The sequence below is a fragment of the Flavisericum labens genome, from assembly GCF_045446075.1.
Taxonomy (GTDB): Bacteria; Bacteroidota; Bacteroidia; order Flavobacteriales; family Flavobacteriaceae; genus Flavisericum; species Flavisericum labens.
Window position 1 is genome coordinate 755,614 of sequence record NZ_JBJJBQ010000001.1, and the last position, 16,921, is coordinate 772,534.

At 37.3% G+C, this 16,921-nt stretch carries 15 protein-coding genes; 7 read left to right on the forward strand and 8 right to left on the reverse strand.

The features are described 5' to 3' along the window. Positions 1-26 precede the first annotated feature (26 nt). On the forward strand, positions 27-1,367 hold the full coding sequence (gene dgt, locus ACIEHO_RS03320; protein ID WP_406968610.1) for a dGTP triphosphohydrolase: 1,341 nt from the start codon (positions 27-29) through the stop codon (positions 1,365-1,367). 80 nt (positions 1,368-1,447) lie between these two features. On the opposite strand, the gene ACIEHO_RS03325 is transcribed toward dgt, so the two are convergent. The 3 genes from ACIEHO_RS03325 to dxs all read right to left on the reverse strand — a co-directional run bounded on the left by ACIEHO_RS03325 (position 1,448) and on the right by dxs (position 4,134). After that, positions 1,448-1,771 (reverse strand): HNH endonuclease, encoded by a 324-nt coding sequence (locus tag ACIEHO_RS03325; protein WP_406968612.1) that lies wholly within the window; start codon positions 1,769-1,771, stop codon positions 1,448-1,450. A 1-nt stretch (position 1,772) separates the two neighbouring features. Next, complete coding sequence (locus ACIEHO_RS03330) at positions 1,773-2,282, reverse strand: hypothetical protein (RefSeq protein WP_406968614.1); 510 nt, start codon at positions 2,280-2,282, stop codon at positions 1,773-1,775. Between the two features lie 94 nt (positions 2,283-2,376). After that, a complete protein-coding gene (gene dxs, locus ACIEHO_RS03335; protein WP_406968616.1) occupies positions 2,377-4,134 on the reverse strand; it encodes a 1-deoxy-D-xylulose-5-phosphate synthase in 1,758 nt (585 codons plus the stop codon). Between the two features lie 60 nt (positions 4,135-4,194). Here dxs and ACIEHO_RS03340 point away from each other — a divergent pair, with 60 nt between their 5' ends. Beyond that, the gene (locus ACIEHO_RS03340) at positions 4,195-4,644 is read left to right on the forward strand and encodes a nucleoside deaminase (protein WP_406968618.1); all 450 of its coding nucleotides are present in this window, start codon (positions 4,195-4,197) and stop codon (positions 4,642-4,644) included. Positions 4,645-4,740: 96 nt separating this feature from the next. On the opposite strand, the gene ACIEHO_RS03345 is transcribed toward ACIEHO_RS03340, so the two are convergent. Genes ACIEHO_RS03345 through aspS form a run of 3 tightly spaced genes read right to left on the reverse strand, consistent with a single transcriptional unit; the run spans position 4,741 to position 8,576 of the window. Beyond that, complete coding sequence (locus ACIEHO_RS03345; RefSeq protein ID WP_406968620.1) at positions 4,741-4,977, reverse strand: hypothetical protein; 237 nt, start codon at positions 4,975-4,977, stop codon at positions 4,741-4,743. A gap of 13 nt (positions 4,978-4,990) precedes the next feature. After that, positions 4,991-6,775, reverse strand: a complete 1,785-nt coding sequence (locus ACIEHO_RS03350; protein ID WP_406968622.1) for a chloride channel protein — start codon at positions 6,773-6,775, stop codon at positions 4,991-4,993. Between the two features lie 46 nt (positions 6,776-6,821). Beyond that, a complete protein-coding gene (gene aspS / locus ACIEHO_RS03355) occupies positions 6,822-8,576 on the reverse strand; it encodes an aspartate--tRNA ligase (RefSeq protein WP_406968624.1) in 1,755 nt (584 codons plus the stop codon). Positions 8,577-9,004: 428 nt separating this feature from the next. Between aspS and ACIEHO_RS03360 the strand changes: the two genes are divergently transcribed. After that, entirely contained in the window at positions 9,005-11,041 is a 2,037-nt protein-coding gene (locus tag ACIEHO_RS03360) for a transketolase family protein (RefSeq protein WP_406968626.1), read from the forward strand. A 10-nt stretch (positions 11,042-11,051) separates the two neighbouring features. Next, positions 11,052-11,708, forward strand: a complete 657-nt coding sequence (gene fsa, locus ACIEHO_RS03365) for a fructose-6-phosphate aldolase (RefSeq protein WP_406968628.1) — start codon at positions 11,052-11,054, stop codon at positions 11,706-11,708. A 64-nt stretch (positions 11,709-11,772) separates the two neighbouring features. Here the strand turns inward: fsa and ACIEHO_RS03370 are convergent, their stop codons facing one another. Then, complete coding sequence (locus ACIEHO_RS03370) at positions 11,773-12,075, reverse strand: hypothetical protein (RefSeq protein ID WP_406968630.1); 303 nt, start codon at positions 12,073-12,075, stop codon at positions 11,773-11,775. Then, a complete protein-coding gene (locus ACIEHO_RS03375; RefSeq protein ID WP_406968632.1) occupies positions 12,048-12,929 on the reverse strand; it encodes a vWA domain-containing protein in 882 nt (293 codons plus the stop codon). The genes ACIEHO_RS03370 and ACIEHO_RS03375 overlap by 28 nt, the downstream gene beginning before the upstream one ends. Before the next feature lie 251 nt (positions 12,930-13,180). Between ACIEHO_RS03375 and ACIEHO_RS03380 the strand changes: the two genes are divergently transcribed. From ACIEHO_RS03380 to ACIEHO_RS03390, 3 genes are read left to right on the forward strand one after another with little or no spacing between them, the layout of a single operon-like run. After that, a complete protein-coding gene (locus tag ACIEHO_RS03380; RefSeq protein WP_406968634.1) occupies positions 13,181-15,361 on the forward strand; it encodes a histidine kinase in 2,181 nt (726 codons plus the stop codon). A 45-nt stretch (positions 15,362-15,406) separates the two neighbouring features. Next, on the forward strand, positions 15,407-16,141 hold the full coding sequence (locus ACIEHO_RS03385; protein ID WP_406968636.1) for a LytR/AlgR family response regulator transcription factor: 735 nt from the start codon (positions 15,407-15,409) through the stop codon (positions 16,139-16,141). Positions 16,142-16,160: 19 nt separating this feature from the next. Then, positions 16,161-16,865 carry a queuosine precursor transporter gene (locus ACIEHO_RS03390; RefSeq protein ID WP_406968638.1) on the forward strand — a complete coding sequence of 235 codons (705 nt, stop codon included), beginning with the start codon at positions 16,161-16,163 and terminating at the stop codon, positions 16,863-16,865. The last annotated feature ends 56 nt before the right edge of the window (positions 16,866-16,921 follow it).

Genomic DNA, 16,921 nt, shown 5'->3' on the forward strand with positions numbered 1-16,921 from the left:
TCTTGCCTTGGCTTTAAATAAACACTATGAACTGGGAACAATTACTATCCTTAAAACGCTTTGGCGATACCAATAAAAGATTACGAAAAGAACAAGATGAAACCCGCTTGGGCTTTGAGGTAGATTACGACCGCATTATATTTTCTTCGGAGTTTAGGAGCCTTCAAGATAAAACCCAGGTGATTCCGCTATCGCAAACCGATTTTGTGCATACACGTTTAACACACAGTTTAGAAGTAAGTGTGGTTGGGCGCTCTTTGGGACGAAAAGTGGGTTTGAAGCTTTTGGAAAAATACCCACATTTACAAAATATACATGGTTACCAAGCCAACGATTTTGGAGCTATTGTGGCTACCGCAGCTTTGGCGCACGATATTGGTAACCCACCATTTGGACATTCGGGAGAAAAGGCCATTGGTGAATTTTTTAAAACGGGCGCCGGTAAAAAATATAAAGATGAATTAACCGATAAACAATACCAAGACCTTTGTGATTTTGAAGGTAATGCCAACGGATTTAAAATATTAACGCAAAGTCGTGCTGGCCGAAAAGGAGGGTTGCGCATGAGTTATGCCACGCTTGGTGCGTTTACAAAATACCCAAAGGAATCTTTGCCCAAGAAACCCACTAAGCATATTGCCGATAAAAAATATGGGTTTTTTCAAAGTGATAAAGAAGCGTTTATCGATGTAGCCAATGAGCTGGGATTGGTAAAACGGAGCAACAAACACATTAGTTTTTCGCGCCACCCGTTAACATATTTGGTTGAAGCGGCCGATGATATTTGTTACACCATCATTGATTTTGAAGATGGTATCAATCTGGGACTCATTCAAGAAGAATATGCTTTAGAATACCTTTCTAAAGTTATTCGTGAAAATATTATTCCAGAAAACTACTATGCACTATCCAGCAGGGAAGACCGCATTGGTTACCTTCGTGCGTTGGCTATTGGGGCTTTAATAAACGATGCTGTCGATATCTTTATGAAGTACGAAGAAGCTATTTTAAGCGGCGATTTCGATTCGGCATTATTGGATAAAAGTAAGTATGATGCCCAAATTAAAGATATTATTAAAATAAGCATTGCCAACGTTTACCAATCAGAAGAAGTAATTGATAAAGAAATAGCGGGTTACCAAATCATCAATAAGCTATTGGGCGTTTATACATCTGCTGTTAATAATTCGTATGACGGTACCGCTTCAAACTACGATAAGTTAATACTTGAGCGTTTACCGGAAACCATTAATTTTAAAACCGAAGATCTATACCAAAGGTTATTATCGGTTAGCCATTATGTATCGTTACTGTCTGATAGTAAGGCCATTCAGAATTTTAAAAAGATTGAAGGGGTTACATTTTAGGCTTTTTTAGAGGTTCGTTTAACGGTTTGGCTATGCTCAGTATCCCGAAGGGTATTGCGCATGGGTGTTGTTGTGCTTAGTTATTTTAATCTCGGTGGTTTTTTAATAGCGTCTTTAACTACTTGACCTACGGAGTGTTTGTTAATGTTGTTTCTTTTACAATAATCGCTTAGAAACCAATCTTCCAAAAGTTTTGCTCCTTTACTGGAATTGCAAGACATACAACAAAGTGAAATATTATCTATTCCATTGATTCGAATATCATTCACTATATGCTCCCAAGAAGGTTTCTGTTTTCTTGATTGGAGATTTTCTGAAAATTCCTTACCACAGTACACGCAAGAAACATCTCTTTTCTTAACGTAGTCCTCAACTTCTTTTGGTACGCCCCAACGATTAGCCATTTTATTTTTTCAGTTCAGTAATTAATTCTTGCCATTTTATTGAAGCAAATAAAATTCGTCTGTTAGTCAAAACATTTGAGATTCTTTGAGCCAATAAGCCACCGTAAACCATTAACTCTTGGATATTCATGCTACTTTGAATATGTTGATTACAACGAGCAGAATAAAGCCCTATATTTTCGATAGAGCTACTTTTTTCAGGAATTTGATTTTGGGATAATAAATGACCCCATTCATATTTGATATAATCAATATCCCAATCGGAAGGTCTGTTCCAGCACAACGGTAATTCAGTGCCTTCAACATGGAAAAAAGGCCTGTGCTCCTGGGCTTCAAACAATAGGTAAACAACTTCTTTGAGTATGTCTTTTTTCTTTTGGTCAAACCGAACATTTGAAAAATCCTGTCTTATGTGGTTAATTATTGATTTAACAAGCCTATCACTTCTTAAATCGACCTCATAGGCATCAGGATTTCGGTTTATTATATTTCTATGTTCTATTAGTTTCATCTTCAATTATACACAACGACATGATATGACATCGATTTAGTGTTAAACTAAAATAGTTGAAAATTTTTACAAAATCAAGTTTGTTTGTTACGTTTTATTCAAGATAGCGCTTAAAACATTTGCATAAACTTCTGGTATCCAGCTCTATAGTTTCTTGGAGTTCTTCAACGCTACCATGTTCCATAAACGTATCTGGAATGCCTAAGGTATTTATGGTATTATGGTAATTGTTTTCTGCAGCAAATTCCAAAACGGCGCTTCCAAAACCGCCTTTAATAGCGTTATCTTCAACGGTAATAATAGTGTTGTAGGTTTTAAAAATGTGATGTAATAGTTTTTCGTCCAACGGTTTTACGAAACGCATATCGTAATGGGAAACATCTAAATTTACAATAGCTTCAGTAACGTTTTTGGCCATGTTACCAATGCTTAATATAGCCAGGTGCTTACCTGATTTTAGTTGAGCCCCTTTACCGATTTCAATTTTTTTGAATGGCTGTTTCCAATCAACCGTGATTCCTCTTCCTCTGGGATATCGTATAGCAATAGGTTGGTCTAGTCCCAGTTGGGCAGTGTACATGATGTTGCGAAGTTCCACTTCATTTCTGGGCGCAAAAATAATAAGGTTGGGTATGCACCTTAAATAACTTAAATCGAAAACACCATGGTGTGTGGCGCCATCTTCACCAACCAAACCAGCGCGATCCAGACAAAAAATAACGGGTAGGTTTTGTAAGGCTACATCATGTATAATCTGGTCGTACCCGCGTTGTAAAAAAGTAGAATAGATATTGCAAAATGGAATAAGGCCTTGGGTGGCCATGCCAGCAGCCAATGTTACGGCATGCTGTTCGGCGATGCCTACATCAAATGCTCTCTCCGGAATTTCGGCCATCATATACTTTAATGAACTGCCCGTGGGCATGGCAGGGGTAATGCCTACAATATTTTGGTTTTCTTTGGCGAGTTCAACTATGGTGTGTCCAAAAACGTCTTGGTATTTGGGCGGCTGTACAACGGTTGGTTTAACCACTAAATCGCCCGTTTTCGCATCGAATTTTCCTGGAGCGTGATATTTTACTTGGTCGGTTTCGGCTTGTTTCAACCCTTTGCCTTTTGTAGTAATGATATGCAAAAACTTCGGGCCTTTTTTCTTCTTTAGCCTATTTAATTCTGAAATTATAGCGTCAAAATCGTGTCCGTCAATAGGTCCGTAATAATCAAAATTTAAGGCTTTTATGATGTTATTCCGTTTTTGAGTGCCTTTTTTAACGTTGGTTAAATATTGTTTTAAAGCTCCAACGCTGGGGTCTATGCCTATGGCATTGTCATTTAAAATAACTAAAAGGTTGGCATCAGTAACTCCGGCATGGTTCAGGCCTTCGAATGCCATGCCACCGGCAATACTGGCATCGCCAATTACGGCGATATGTTGCTTTTCGGTATCTCCTTTAATTTTAGACGCAATGGCCATACCCAAGGCTGCCGAAATAGAAGTAGAAGCATGCCCAACACCAAATGCATCATAAATGCTTTCTTCTCGTTTTGGAAAACCACTAACACCTCCTAATTGCCGATTGGTATGGAAAATTTCTTTTCTGCCCGTTAAAATTTTATGTCCGTAAGCTTGATGGCCCACATCCCAAATGAGTTGGTCGTTTGGGGTATTAAATATGTAATGCAAGGCAATAGTTAACTCCACAACACCCAAGCTGGCACCTAAATGACCTTCTTTTGTTGCAACAATATTTATAATGAATTCGCGTAACTCTTGGGCAAGTTGAGGTAGGTCTTTGGGGTTTAAAAGACGGAGTTCTCGTGGAGAATTGATTCTATCTATTAATTTCTGCATTTGGTTACAAATGTAGCAGATGATATTGTATTTTTGATTTTAAACCAAAAGTTTATTTAGATGATAGAACCTTTTGACGATACCTATTTTATGAAAAAGGCCTTGCAAGAGGCAGAAATGGCTTTTGAAAAAGGTGAAATTCCTGTAGGAGCTGTGGTAGTTATAGACAATAGGGTTATAGCCAGAGGCCATAATTTAACCGAAACCCTTACCGATGTTACGGCACACGCCGAAATGCAAGCTATTACAGCAGCAGCTAACTTTTTAGGTGGTAAATATTTACAAAAATGTACACTTTATGTTACACTTGAGCCTTGCCAGATGTGTGCTGGTGCTTTGTATTGGAGCCAGATATCTAAAATTGTTTACGGTGCCAGAGATTTAAAACGGGGCTGTATTAACTTAAAAACCAAGTTACACCCAAAAACTACTATTGAAGGTGGTGTTCTAGAGGAAGCTGCGTCTACTTTAATGAAACGTTTTTTTGTTGAAAAGCGTAATTTGAATTGATAGGTTTGCGTTAGGGATTGAAAGGCCTGTTTGAGCTCGCCGACGAAGGAGGCAGCGAGTAGTGAAAGCCCGACCGTGAGCGGTAACGCCCTAATTTTAAATTTTATTATTACGCTGATTTTCGCGCATTTTGTCCAAGTTTTCCTTGGTGAGCATGTAATCTTTCAGACTTCTGTTTTTCCACCGGTGGTAAATGAATAAAGGGAATACAATTAAAAACAACCCGGCAACTCCAAAACCGATTAGCTTTTCAGAATAATCGACATTTAAAACAAATCCTAAAATGATACTTGTAAATACGGCAATGGTTAATATTATGATAAGGTATTTCATGAAGCTGGACTTACTAAGTGAATTTTATGAGTTGACGACGGTAGGCAGTAAGTAATTTAGATTTCGAAATATACCCATAATATTTGCCACTTTTTATAACAGGTAAATTCCAGGCACCAGTGGTTTTAAATTTTTCCATAATATCGTTCATAGAATCGGCGTCGTAATCTATAATGCCTGCATCGGCATGCATCAGGCTAGAGGCTTCAACTTTTTCATATAAATCTGTGTCGAACATCATATGTCTGATATCATCTAATCTAATCACGCCCAAAAATTCGTGATTGTCATTTACTACGGGGAAATGGTTACGAGAAGATTTAGCAACCGCTTTTTTAAGGATATCGCCTAATTTCATTTCTGGTTTAAGGATTATGAAATTGTTTTCAATAACCTTATCAATGTCAAGAACCATAAGCACATTCTGATCTTTATCATGTGTCATGAGTTCTCCCCGTTGGGCTAATTTAAGTGTATAAATGGAGTGTGAAACATAGTATTTGGTAATGGCGAATGATACCGCTGAAACAATCATAAGTGGTACAAACAATTCGTAACCTCCAGTTATTTCTGCAATAAGGAATATGGCGGTTAAAGGGGCGTGCAGTACTCCTGCCATCAAACCTGTCATCCCTATTAATGTGAAATTTGATTCGGATACATGAAAACCTAGGCCTATGTTGTTTACTATTTTTGCAAAAGCATTGCCTAAGGCGCTTCCCATGACCAATGTTGGGATGAACACGCCGCCAACGCCACCAGCGCCAAAAGTAGTGGTCATTGCGATGGCTTTAAATATCGAGATTCCTAAAAGAAGCCCAATAACAATCCAAATGTTCGATAAGTTTAGGTCAAATGGGGTTGTTCCAATAGCAGCCAAATGGTCACCTTTCAACAGATTGTTCATGATGCCATAGCCCTCACCATAAAGCGGTGGGATAAGATATAACATAGTTCCAATGGCAATACCACCAATTAATAGCCGTTTAGCTCGGCTTTCAAATTGTTTAAAGAAATTGGTAATGGCGAAAAATACTTTAGAAAAATATACAGATGCCAAACCAGTGACTACACTTAGCACTACATAAAAGGCAATATCGTTTATTTGGAATTTATCGGTAAGTTCAAACCGCAATAAAATATCAGTTCCCAAGAACATGTAAGAGGTAACGACAGCAGAAACCGAAGCTAAAAGAAGGGGGACTAATGAGGTGAATGCTATATCGAGACTAAAAACTTCAATAGCGAAAATAATAGCCGCAATAGGCGCTTTAAACATAGATGCCATAGCCCCTGCAGCCGCACAACCAATTAAAAGCATTCGTGTTTTAGCATTCATATGGAACAATCGCGCGGCGTTTGACCCTAAAGCAGAACCAACACTTACAGCAGGTCCTTGCAGCCCCACTGAACCGCCAAATCCAGCTGTTAGCGGTGCGGTAATCAATGCGGCATAAATATTATATCTGGGGATGATACCGTTTAATTTTGAAATGGCATAGAGGGTGGAAGAAATACCATGGCCAATGTGTTTTTTTAGCCAAGTTTGTTTAATGATATAAACCAACAATAAGCCTATAATTGGAAAAATAAAATATAATGAATTTTGATAATTATTAAAGAAGTTAAGCTCAAAAAGTAACCTAATATAGTGAGTTAAGTTTTTTAGGGTAACGGTTCCTAAACCAGCTAAAAAGCCCACCAAAATACTGAGTATATAGATAAATTGCTGCTCGGAGAGGTGTTTATACTTCCATATTAGAAATTTTCGCAACAAGCTTTTCGTGGTAAAAGACATTTTATAAAACTAACAAAAAATCCCGCTTTTCAGCAGGATTTAGTTTTTATTCTTTTAGATTTAATTTTAGGCTTAATTCTTCTAACTGTTCATCGTCTATAGGCGCAGGAGCGTCAATCATAACATCTCTACCCGCATTGTTTTTTGGGAATGCGATAAAATCACGTATCGTTTCCTGTCCGCCTAAAATAGCTACCAATCTATCCAATCCAAAGGCTAGACCACCATGTGGCGGCGCACCGTATTGAAAGGCATCCATTAAAAATCCAAATTGCACTTTTGCCTCTTCTGGTGTGAAACCTAAATAGTCGAACATCAACGATTGGGTTTCCTTATCATGAATTCTTATAGATCCACCGCCAATCTCGTTTCCGTTCAGTACCAAATCATAAGCATTTGCTTTTACGGCACCAGGATCTGTTTTTAATAATTCCAATTGCCCAGGTTTTGGTGATGTAAACGGATGGTGCATGGCGTGATAACGCTCAGTTTCTTCATCCCATTCTAAAAGCGGGAAATCCATCACCCATAGAGGAGCAAATTCGTCTGGTTTACGTAAGCCTAAACGTTCGGCCAATTCCATACGTAAAGCACTTAATTGCGTTCTAACCTTATTTTTATCTCCCGAAAGCACACAAATTAAATCACCTGGCTTGGCCCCTGTAACTTCTGCCCATTTGGCTAAATCGTCTTGGTCGTAAAATTTATCGACTGAAGATTTGAAGCTCCCATCATCATTACATCGGCAATACACCATGCCCAAAGCACCAATTTGTGGACGTTTTACCCAGTCAATCAATTTGTCAATTTCTTTTCTGGTGTAACTGTTTCCTCCGGGAACGGCTATCCCAACCACTAATTCCGCAGCGTTAAATACATTAAAATCTTTGTGTTGTGCTACTTCGTTTAATGCGCCAAACTCCATCCCGAATCTGATGTCGGGTTTGTCGTTTCCATATAAACGGATGGCATCATCATAAAGCATTCTTGGGAATTTTTCCACTTCAACACCATTTATTTCTTTTAGTAAGTGTTTGGTCAGCCCTTCAAAAGCATTTAAAATATCTTCTTGTTCGATGAAGGCCATTTCGCAATCTATCTGTGTAAACTCAGGCTGTCTATCGGCACGTAAATCTTCGTCCCTAAAGCATTTTACAATTTGGAAATATTTATCCATGCCGCCCACCATCAACAATTGTTTAAAAGTTTGTGGCGATTGCGGAAGGGCGTAAAATTGACCTTCGTTCATACGTGAAGGCACCACAAAATCGCGCGCACCTTCTGGTGTAGATTTTATTAAATAAGGCGTTTCTACCTCAATAAAACCTTCTTTAGAAAGATAATTTCTAACCTCTTGGGTAACTTTATGCCTAAAAATCAAACTGTTTTTTACAGGATTTCTACGAATATCCAAATAGCGATATTTCATGCGAATGTCTTCGCCGCCGTCGGTTTTGTCTTCAATAGTGAAAGGCGGCAATTTGGCTTCGTTTAAAATAGTTAACTCTGAAACCAATATCTCAATATCACCTGTTGGAAGGTTGGGGTTTTTTGAAGCCCTTTCTATAACGGTTCCCTTAACTTGAACAACAAATTCGCGTCCTAAGTTTTGGGCTTGCTCAATTAATTCTTTAGAAGAACGTTCTTCATCAAACACCAATTGGGTGATGCCATAGCGATCCCGTAAATCCACCCAAACAATAAAACCTTTATCTCTAATTTTTTGAACCCACCCTGCTAAGGTGATTTCATTATTTATATGTGATGTTCTTATTTCACCACAATTATGACTTCTGTACATAGAAAAATTTTAGTGTGCAAATTTAAGCAAATACCTTATAGTATAAATTATTCTATTTGTTTTTTTTGATTTGAACTTAGACCCATTCGTTGTTAAGAAAAGTAAATTAATAGTTAGTAAACCATATTTTAAATTTGAATAGACAATATAGACTTACATATAAAAATTCATAGTGTTTATAACTTGATTTTCAGAATTCCACAATTAATTATAGTTAAAACCAAAATAACAAGTGTTTTTTATACACTTGTAAAAATTTTGTTATATATTTGCACAAGAATATATGCTGTAATGGTTTAACATACACATATTTCGAAATTAAGAATCGGTTTTAGATAAAAAGTTTTAGTTTTGCAAACTACTTATTATTCAAGGATTATAAAAATTAGAAATAACAATCGATATAAAGACTAAATTGTAATTAAAAAATGAACAAAAAAATTGATCAACAAGCAGCAGATAATATTAGAGCATTAGCTGTAGCCATGGTAGAAAAGGCAAATTCTGGCCACCCCGGAGGACCAATGGGCGGCGCGGATTTTATGCATATTTTATATTCAGAATTTTTTAATTACGACCCATCAGATATGGAGTGGCCGTTTAGAGACCGTTTCTTTATGGATGCCGGTCACTTGTCTACTTTAATGTATGCACAATATTATTTGTTGGGCAATTATGAGAAGAACGATGTTGCCAATTTCCGTCAGTGGGGATCTAACACGCCTGGTCACCCAGAGGTTGATGTAAAAAGAGGCGTAGAAAATACTTCAGGACCACTTGGACAAGGACACACCATGGGTATTGGTGCGGCCATTGCTTCTAAGTTTTTACAAGCCAGATTTGGTGATTGGATGAACCATAAGATTTATGGTTTTATCTCTGATGGTGGTGTGCAAGAGGAAGTATCACAAGGTGCAGGTAGAATTGCTGGTCACTTAGGCTTGAGCAACTTTATTATGTTCTTCGATTCTAACGATATCCAATTATCAACCGCTACAGATGAGGTAACTACTGAAGATACTGCTAAAAAATATGAGGCTTGGGGCTGGAAGGTTGTTACCATTGATGGTCATAACCATGATGAAATAAGAAAAGCATTAACTGACGCTAACAATGAAACCGAAAAACCGACACTTATAGTGGGTAAAACCATTATGGGTAAAGGTTGTGTTGCTGCCGATGGTAGTATGTACGAAGGGCACTGCGAATTACATGGTCAACCTATTGGGCATACTGGTGCAGATTACGAAAAGACCTTAGTTAATTTGGGTGCTGACGTTAATAATCCGTTCGATATTTTTGGTGATGTTAACGATTTTTATAAAAAATTAGTTGAAAGAAAAACGGCTGAAGCTGCTGAAAAGAAGGCTGAAATAGCGTCTTGGAGAAAAGCAAATGAGGCACTTGCCGATAAATTAGACTTTTTCTTGTCTGGTGAATTACCAGAGTTGGATTTTAGTTCAATAGAGCATAAAGCTGGTTTGGCTACTAGAGCCGCTTCTTCAGGTGTATTAGGGTATTTGGCTGAAAACGTAGAAAATATGATTGTGTCTTCTGCCGATTTATCAAATTCCGATAAAACCGATGGTTTCTTAAAGAAAACACAGTCGCTTCAAAAAGGTAATTTCTCAGGTTCATTTTTACAAGCTGGGGTTGCCGAGTTAACTATGGCATGTATCGCCAATGGTATTGCTTTACACGGCGGTGTTGTTCCTGTTGTGGCAACGTTCTTTGTGTTTTCAGATTATATGAAACCAGCCATTCGTTTGAGTGCCATTCAAGAATTGCCTGTTAAGTATGTATGGACGCATGATGCATTCCGTGTAGGAGAGGATGGTCCAACACACCAGCCTATAGAGCAGGAAGCACAATTACGTTTATTGGAAAAATTAAAGAACCACAGTGGCAAACCTAGTTTCTTGGCTTTGCGTCCTGCTGATTCTGCTGAAACCAGCGTGGCATGGAAAATGGCTCTTGAGAACAAGGCTACACCTTCAGGATTGATTTTATCAAGACAAGGAATCAAAGATATTCCTGCAAATGGTTCTTCTAGATACAGTGATGCATTGGCTTCAGAAAAAGGTGGTTACTTAGTGAAAGAAGTTGAAAACCCAGATATCGTATTGGTTGCCAACGGTTCAGAAGTTTCTACTTTAGTGGATGCAGCTGAAATTTTAGAATCAGAAAACGGATTGAAAGTTAGTATTGCTTCTGTGATTTCAGAAGGTGTTTTCAGACTTCAGTCTAAAGATTATCAAAATAGCGTTATTCCTAAGAACACACCATTATTTGGTTTAACAGCCGGGCTGCCTGTAAACTTAGAAGCATTGGTTGGTGAAAACGGAAAAGTATTTGGTTTGGACCATTTTGGCTATTCGGCACCAGCAAAAGTATTAGATGAGAAATTTGGATTTACCGGAGAGAAGGTAAGCAAAGAAGTATTAGCATATTTAAAAACAGTATAAAACTAGACATATGAAATTTTTTATTGACACAGCCAACCTAGACGAGATAGCTGAAGCACAAGCTTTAGGTGTATTAGATGGTGTTACAACCAACCCATCTTTAATGGCTAAAGAAGGAATTACAGGTGCTGAGAATATTACGGCACACTATAAAAAGATTTGTGATATTGTTGAAGGCGATGTAAGTGCCGAAGTCATATCAACCGATTTTGAAGGTATGGTTAAAGAAGGAGAAGCGTTAGCGGCTCTTCACCCTCAAATTGTTGTGAAATTACCATTAATTGCAGATGGTATTAAAGCATGTAAATATTTTACCGATAAAGGTGTAAGAACTAACGTAACCTTGGTGTTTTCGCCAGGACAAGCCTTATTGGCAGCTAAAGCTGGTGCCACTTATGTGTCGCCTTTTTTAGGAAGATTGGATGATATCTGTACCGACGGATTAAACCTTATTGCTGAAATCAGGCAGATTTATGACAACTATGGTTTTGAAACGCAAATATTAGCGGCTTCGATCCGTCATACGATGCATGTTATTGATTGCGCTAAAATTGGTAGTGATGTAATGACAGGGCCTTTATCATCAATCACTGGATTGCTTAAGCACCCATTAACCGATAGTGGTTTGGCGAAATTTTTGGCTGATTACCAAAAAGGTAACCAGTAGGCCTAAAAGCCTATATAAATTTAAAAGCCTCTTGATTTAAGTTCAAGAGGCTTTTTTTGTGAATTTATTTGAAGCTGTATTTTTTCTTTTCAGCTTGTTCTTTTATAGCCTTTATCATAGCGTTTTCTAAACCATTGGTATTTTCTTTTTGTTGTTCTAAAATGTAAGTTTTTCGTTTGGCATTCAATTCTTTTATTTTCTTCTGGATTTCAGTTCGCTCCTTGCTTTTATTTTCTATGTAAGTTTTTATTTCCTCCTCAGTTTTACCCTTTAATTCTTTAGGAAGCGCATTGTCTTTGATATCCGAAACAACGATTTCCTCTTCCTCAACGGCATCAACTAAATCCCAGGTTTTGTTTTTATACAAGTGAGAGCTTTTGCAATGGTTCTTTTAACAGCATTGGCTTTGCTGTAAGAACTGGCGTTGGCGTCTTGTTCGGCCTGCATTTCCATTTTTGATCTTCCTTTTTGTCCGTAGGCTACATAGGTTTTGTTCAGTTTTCGATTTAAAATTAAAATCTCGTCGTCGTAAGGCGAAGCAATATGAACAGTAGCTTGGTTGTGATTAATGGCCATATAATCACCATGGGTGAGCTGTGCGCCTTTTTGCCAAGAAGTTCGTATGCCTTGATTGTAATCGCCACAAAAGATTGTGTTTACAGTAACATCTTTTTCATTGGCGTTGGCCGAAGCATCTTTGTAATGTGTTTTTCCTTGTGTAAAGGGTTCGTTTCCAGCAATGAAAATGAGTTTTAAATCATCCGGATTTTTACCCCAATTCAATTGGTTCAGTGATGTTTGAATAACCTCTCCGCAATATTCCTCGCCACCATTGGTAGTCAAAGAAAACAGCTCTTTTGAAATATCGTCTAAATCTTCACTAAAAGCTAAAATTTGCCTAATGTAGCCTTCTCTGCTATTTAAATTGTCGTTTCCGTATTCGTATAATGCAATTTGTAGATTGGGTTTTTGAGTGCCACATTTGGCATAAGACAATTCGTTTACAATATCCCAAAGTTGTGCTTTAGCTTGGTCGATTAGGCCATCCATGCTATTACTGGTATCCAGTAATAATGCTACTTTAATGTACTGTTTGTTGGGTTCTGGGTGAGTCGTTTCCGTTTCGTTAAAAGACAATTTTTGATTTTTTGTGTTGGCATTACAGGAGGTGAATACAGCTAAAATTGTAAAGAATAGAAGGATTTTGTTTTGTGTTTTCATGATGTTTATCGTTTTTTAATTTGATGTAAATTTTTTATAAACTCCCGTTGTGGGGTTAATTACACCCTAAAACTATAACTAACATAATTCTTAAAAAAAGCAGAATGAGTAACGCAGGCATTTCAATGAGTGAATCATCTTTTTTAATGCGCTAAGGTTATATTTAATAACAAAATACTCACAGTTTCGGCTAATAACCATTTTAATAAATCAAGTAAAGTGCGTATGTTTAGCTATTATTAAAAAACCGAATGCGAACCGCTTTAAAATATATAACCGTTGTTTGCCTCTTTTTAAGTGGGGCAACGCTTTTTGGCCAAGACAATCTATTTCAGAAAAATGAAGCCCCGAAATTTATTGTGCGCGGTTCGGTGATTGAAAGCGATACCCGAAATCCCATACCGAATGTGAATATCGAAGTTAACGGTGGCGCATATACGACCACAGATGCTTTTGGCGACTTTAGAATTCAGGCACGCAAGGGCGACGAACTAACCATTAGGCACAAGGATTTTGAAACGGTAGTTTATATTATCAGAAGTGAGGAACGCATTAAGGTAGAGGTAGAGCCAAATGATGAAGATGCCAGTTATTCGAAATTAAAGAGTTATTCAAGTTCGTCAAAAACGGAAAGTTTTAATGCTTTTATTGATTCCGCGGAAGTGTATTTAAAAACCGATTTCAAAAAGAGTATTCAGTTTGTGGCTGATGCTTTGGTAGAAAGTAGTTCAACAAAAGAAAATGGAGAGGCTTATGAAGTTTTGGGTGATATTTATATGTACTGGAAACAGTACGATTTGGCCGTTTCGAACTACCGGATAAGCTTACAAAATAGAAAGGCCAACCTTGTTTATTTGAAGTTGGCTGATGCCTACAAACAAAATAAAAACTATCAGGAAAGTTTAGAAACTTTTAATAGTATTGATAAAAAAAGATTGTCCAACTGGCAACTCACTGGGCTCTATGAAGGGTTGGGAGATGTTCATTTTTTAACCAAAAGCTATGAGCTAGCCATAGAAAGTTTTCAGGAAGGTTTAAAAGTGGCCAGACAACACTTAATAACTCCTAAAGTAACCGATTTTAACTCCAAAATAGCACAGGTTTATAGTGCTATGGGACAACGAAGCAAGGCAGAGTCGTTTTTTAATATATCGATGAAATCAGCGAATACCGAAAATAAAAAACGTGCGGTTGAGGAAAAACTGAAAGTAGCCGATTTCAAAAGCGAAACCAATGACTATTCTGATGAAATTGAACTGAGAATAGAAGCCTTAACTACCATTAGCGAAATAGAAAGTCAAGCAGAACTAGCTAATGAAAGCCCATTAACACCCCAAAAACAAAACTATAAAATAGGAAATGCTTACGCATCGCAAAACGATTTGGGTAACGCCATACAGTATCTTGAAAAAAGTATTTCTGAGGCAGGGGCAAAAAAAGACTTGATTGTAAAAAAGGATGCCACCAGAAAACTATCTGAAGTGTATCGAGATGCTGGACAATTTGATAAAGCCTTGATTGCCTACCAAAACTATGTTGATTTGGTGGATACGCTTTATGCGTTGAAAGAACAGGAAATATCACAAGCTACTAGATTTAGTAAGGAAATAACAAGTAAGCAAAACCGGATTTTGAGTTTGGAAGGCGAGCGCGAACTTTCAGAAAGCAAATACCAACTCACGGTCGAGCAATCGAAACGTCAAAAACTTATTATTTATTCTTTAATTGGTGGCGTTTTGCTGCTGTTGGTTGCAGCTTTTTTAATGTTTAAGTACATCAAGCAACAACGTTTTGCGAACAATTTGTTGGCTTTAAAAAGTCTTCGAAGCCAAATGAATCCGCATTTTATATTTAATGCCTTAAACTCGGTGAATAGTTTTATCGCTTCAAATGACGAACGCACTGCTAACAAATACCTCACCGATTTTTCTATGCTCATGCGGGCCGTTTTAGAAAACAGTGAAGAAGATTTTATTCCGTTGGAAAAGGAAATAGAACTCCTTCAGCTCTATACCAAACTCGAACATTTTAGGTTTAAGGATAAGTTTGATTATAAGATCCATGTTGATGAAAGCATTGCAATACAGGAATTTGTTATTCCGCCTATGTTGTTGCAACCTTATATTGAAAATGCCGTTTGGCATGGGTTACGTTACAAAAAAAGCAAGGGGCGCTTGGAAATTATAATTGTCCAAACTGATTCCGATGAAATTAAAATTACCATTACCGATGATGGTATTGGCCGCACAAAATCGAAAGCCTTGAAAACGGCCAATCAGCAAAAACAAAACTCGAAGGGGATGGGCAATATTAAAAAACGGGTATCGATTTTAAACGATATGTACAAAGATAAGGTAGATGTACATATTGAAGATTTTACTGGTGAAGAAGACACGGGAACCAAAGTGGTTGTGACATTGAAAAAAGATTAGAAGAAATATAAAAATATTCGTGAATTTTTGGCCAAACAATAAACAATGAAACTAAACTCCATCATAGTAGAGGACGAAGAAACCAGCAGGGAAATTCTTAAAAATTACCTAAAAAAATATTGCCCGAATGTTGCGGTTTTGGGTGATGCAGCCAATGTAGATGAGGCCTTGGTTTTAATACGAAACCATAAATTGGATTTGGTATTTCTAGATGTAGAAATGCCATACGGAAATGCCTTCGATTTGCTTGATAAAGTTGGCGATATCAATTTTGAAACCGTTTTTGTAACCGCCTACAACCATTACGCTATTGATGCGCTCAACGCCCATGCATCGTATTATTTAACCAAACCTATTTCAATAGAAGAGCTGATAAAAGCAGTCGATTATGTTTCTGAAATAAAAACCAAGGAAAACGCACTACAAGATCAAGTGCTTGTGCCAAAAACCAGTGCGGTAAACGGTAAAATCACCATCCCGCAGTTAGATGGTTTTGAAGTTTTAAATACATCAGATATTCTATACTGCAAGGCAGATGATAACTACACTGAAATTTACCTAAATAACAATAAGAAAAGAATAGTAAGCAAAACACTAAAATACTTTGAGGACATTTTGACCGAGAGTGGTTTTGCTAGAGTACACAAATCCTACTTAGTGAATGTAAACGAAATTGTAAAGTATGTAAAAGGAAAGGGTGGCCATGTGGTGCTAAGCAACGGTAAGGAAATTATGGTTTCGGCGTCAAAAAAATCCAGTTTATTATCGTATTTTAAATGATTTAAAAAACGAGACATTAATGACAGTAAAAGATAAATTGGCTGCCCAACGTATTTACATCCTATTAGGAGCATTGTTTATTACTTCGTTGGTGGTGTCAAACCTTATTTTTCAAAAATTCTTTTATTGGTACCCGTTTGATGTTGAGGTTTTTGGAAGTAAACTTTTTGAAATTTCAGTGGGTATTTTACCTTACCCTATAACCTTTTTAATCACAGATTTAATCAGTGAAATTTACGGAAAAAAACGTGCTAACGACGTGGTGGTCACTGGTATTTTTGCTTCATTATTTTCGTTGCTCATTATTTATATGGCCAGTGCTGTGCCAGCAACAACGTGGTCTTATGTTGATGATACTATGTTCTCCAAAGTGTTTGGTAATTCGGCTATAGCCGTTTTTGCCAGTATGCTTACGTATTTGTTTGCGCAATTTGTAGATATTCAGATTTACCATTTCTGGAAGCGGCTCACCAGAGGCAAACACCTTTGGTTGCGTAATAATTTCTCCACATGGTTTTCTCAATTTGTAGACACCTTTACTATTGTGTTTTTGCTGTGCTCCTTTGGAATTATAGATTGGGTCAATTTTAAGGGGTTGTTGGTCAGTGGTTTTTTGTTTAAAGTTATTGTTGCTGCCTGCGACACACCGCTGTTGTATTTGGGAGTTTACCTATTTAGAAGACGATTCAAGCTCAAGCTAGGCGAAGAGATTAATTTGCTTTAAAACCAAATGCGTTAAAAAATTAATGGCATAGGTTAAATTTTTATTAAACTTTTTGT

Bases quoted from the DNA above. Each gene is read 5' to 3' on its own strand.
- dgt (WP_406968610.1), top strand. From the start codon at position 27: ATGAACTGGGAACAATTACTATCCTTAAAACGCTTTGGCGATACCAAT.
- ACIEHO_RS03325 (WP_406968612.1), bottom strand. From the start codon at position 1,771: ATGGCTAATCGTTGGGGCGTACCAAAAGAAGTTGAGGACTACGTTAAG.
- ACIEHO_RS03330 (WP_406968614.1), bottom strand. From the start codon at position 2,282: ATGAAACTAATAGAACATAGAAATATAATAAACCGAAATCCTGATGCC.
- dxs (WP_406968616.1), bottom strand. From the start codon at position 4,134: ATGCAGAAATTAATAGATAGAATCAATTCTCCACGAGAACTCCGTCTT.
- ACIEHO_RS03340 (WP_406968618.1), top strand. From the start codon at position 4,195: ATGATAGAACCTTTTGACGATACCTATTTTATGAAAAAGGCCTTGCAA.
- ACIEHO_RS03345 (WP_406968620.1), bottom strand. From the start codon at position 4,977: ATGAAATACCTTATCATAATATTAACCATTGCCGTATTTACAAGTATC.
- ACIEHO_RS03350 (WP_406968622.1), bottom strand. From the start codon at position 6,775: ATGTCTTTTACCACGAAAAGCTTGTTGCGAAAATTTCTAATATGGAAG.
- aspS (WP_406968624.1), bottom strand. From the start codon at position 8,576: ATGTACAGAAGTCATAATTGTGGTGAAATAAGAACATCACATATAAAT.
- ACIEHO_RS03360 (WP_406968626.1), top strand. From the start codon at position 9,005: ATGAACAAAAAAATTGATCAACAAGCAGCAGATAATATTAGAGCATTA.
- fsa (WP_406968628.1), top strand. From the start codon at position 11,052: ATGAAATTTTTTATTGACACAGCCAACCTAGACGAGATAGCTGAAGCA.
- ACIEHO_RS03375 (WP_406968632.1), bottom strand. From the start codon at position 12,929: ATGAAAACACAAAACAAAATCCTTCTATTCTTTACAATTTTAGCTGTA.
- ACIEHO_RS03380 (WP_406968634.1), top strand. From the start codon at position 13,181: ATGCGAACCGCTTTAAAATATATAACCGTTGTTTGCCTCTTTTTAAGT.
- ACIEHO_RS03385 (WP_406968636.1), top strand. From the start codon at position 15,407: ATGAAACTAAACTCCATCATAGTAGAGGACGAAGAAACCAGCAGGGAA.
- ACIEHO_RS03390 (WP_406968638.1), top strand. From the start codon at position 16,161: ATGACAGTAAAAGATAAATTGGCTGCCCAACGTATTTACATCCTATTA.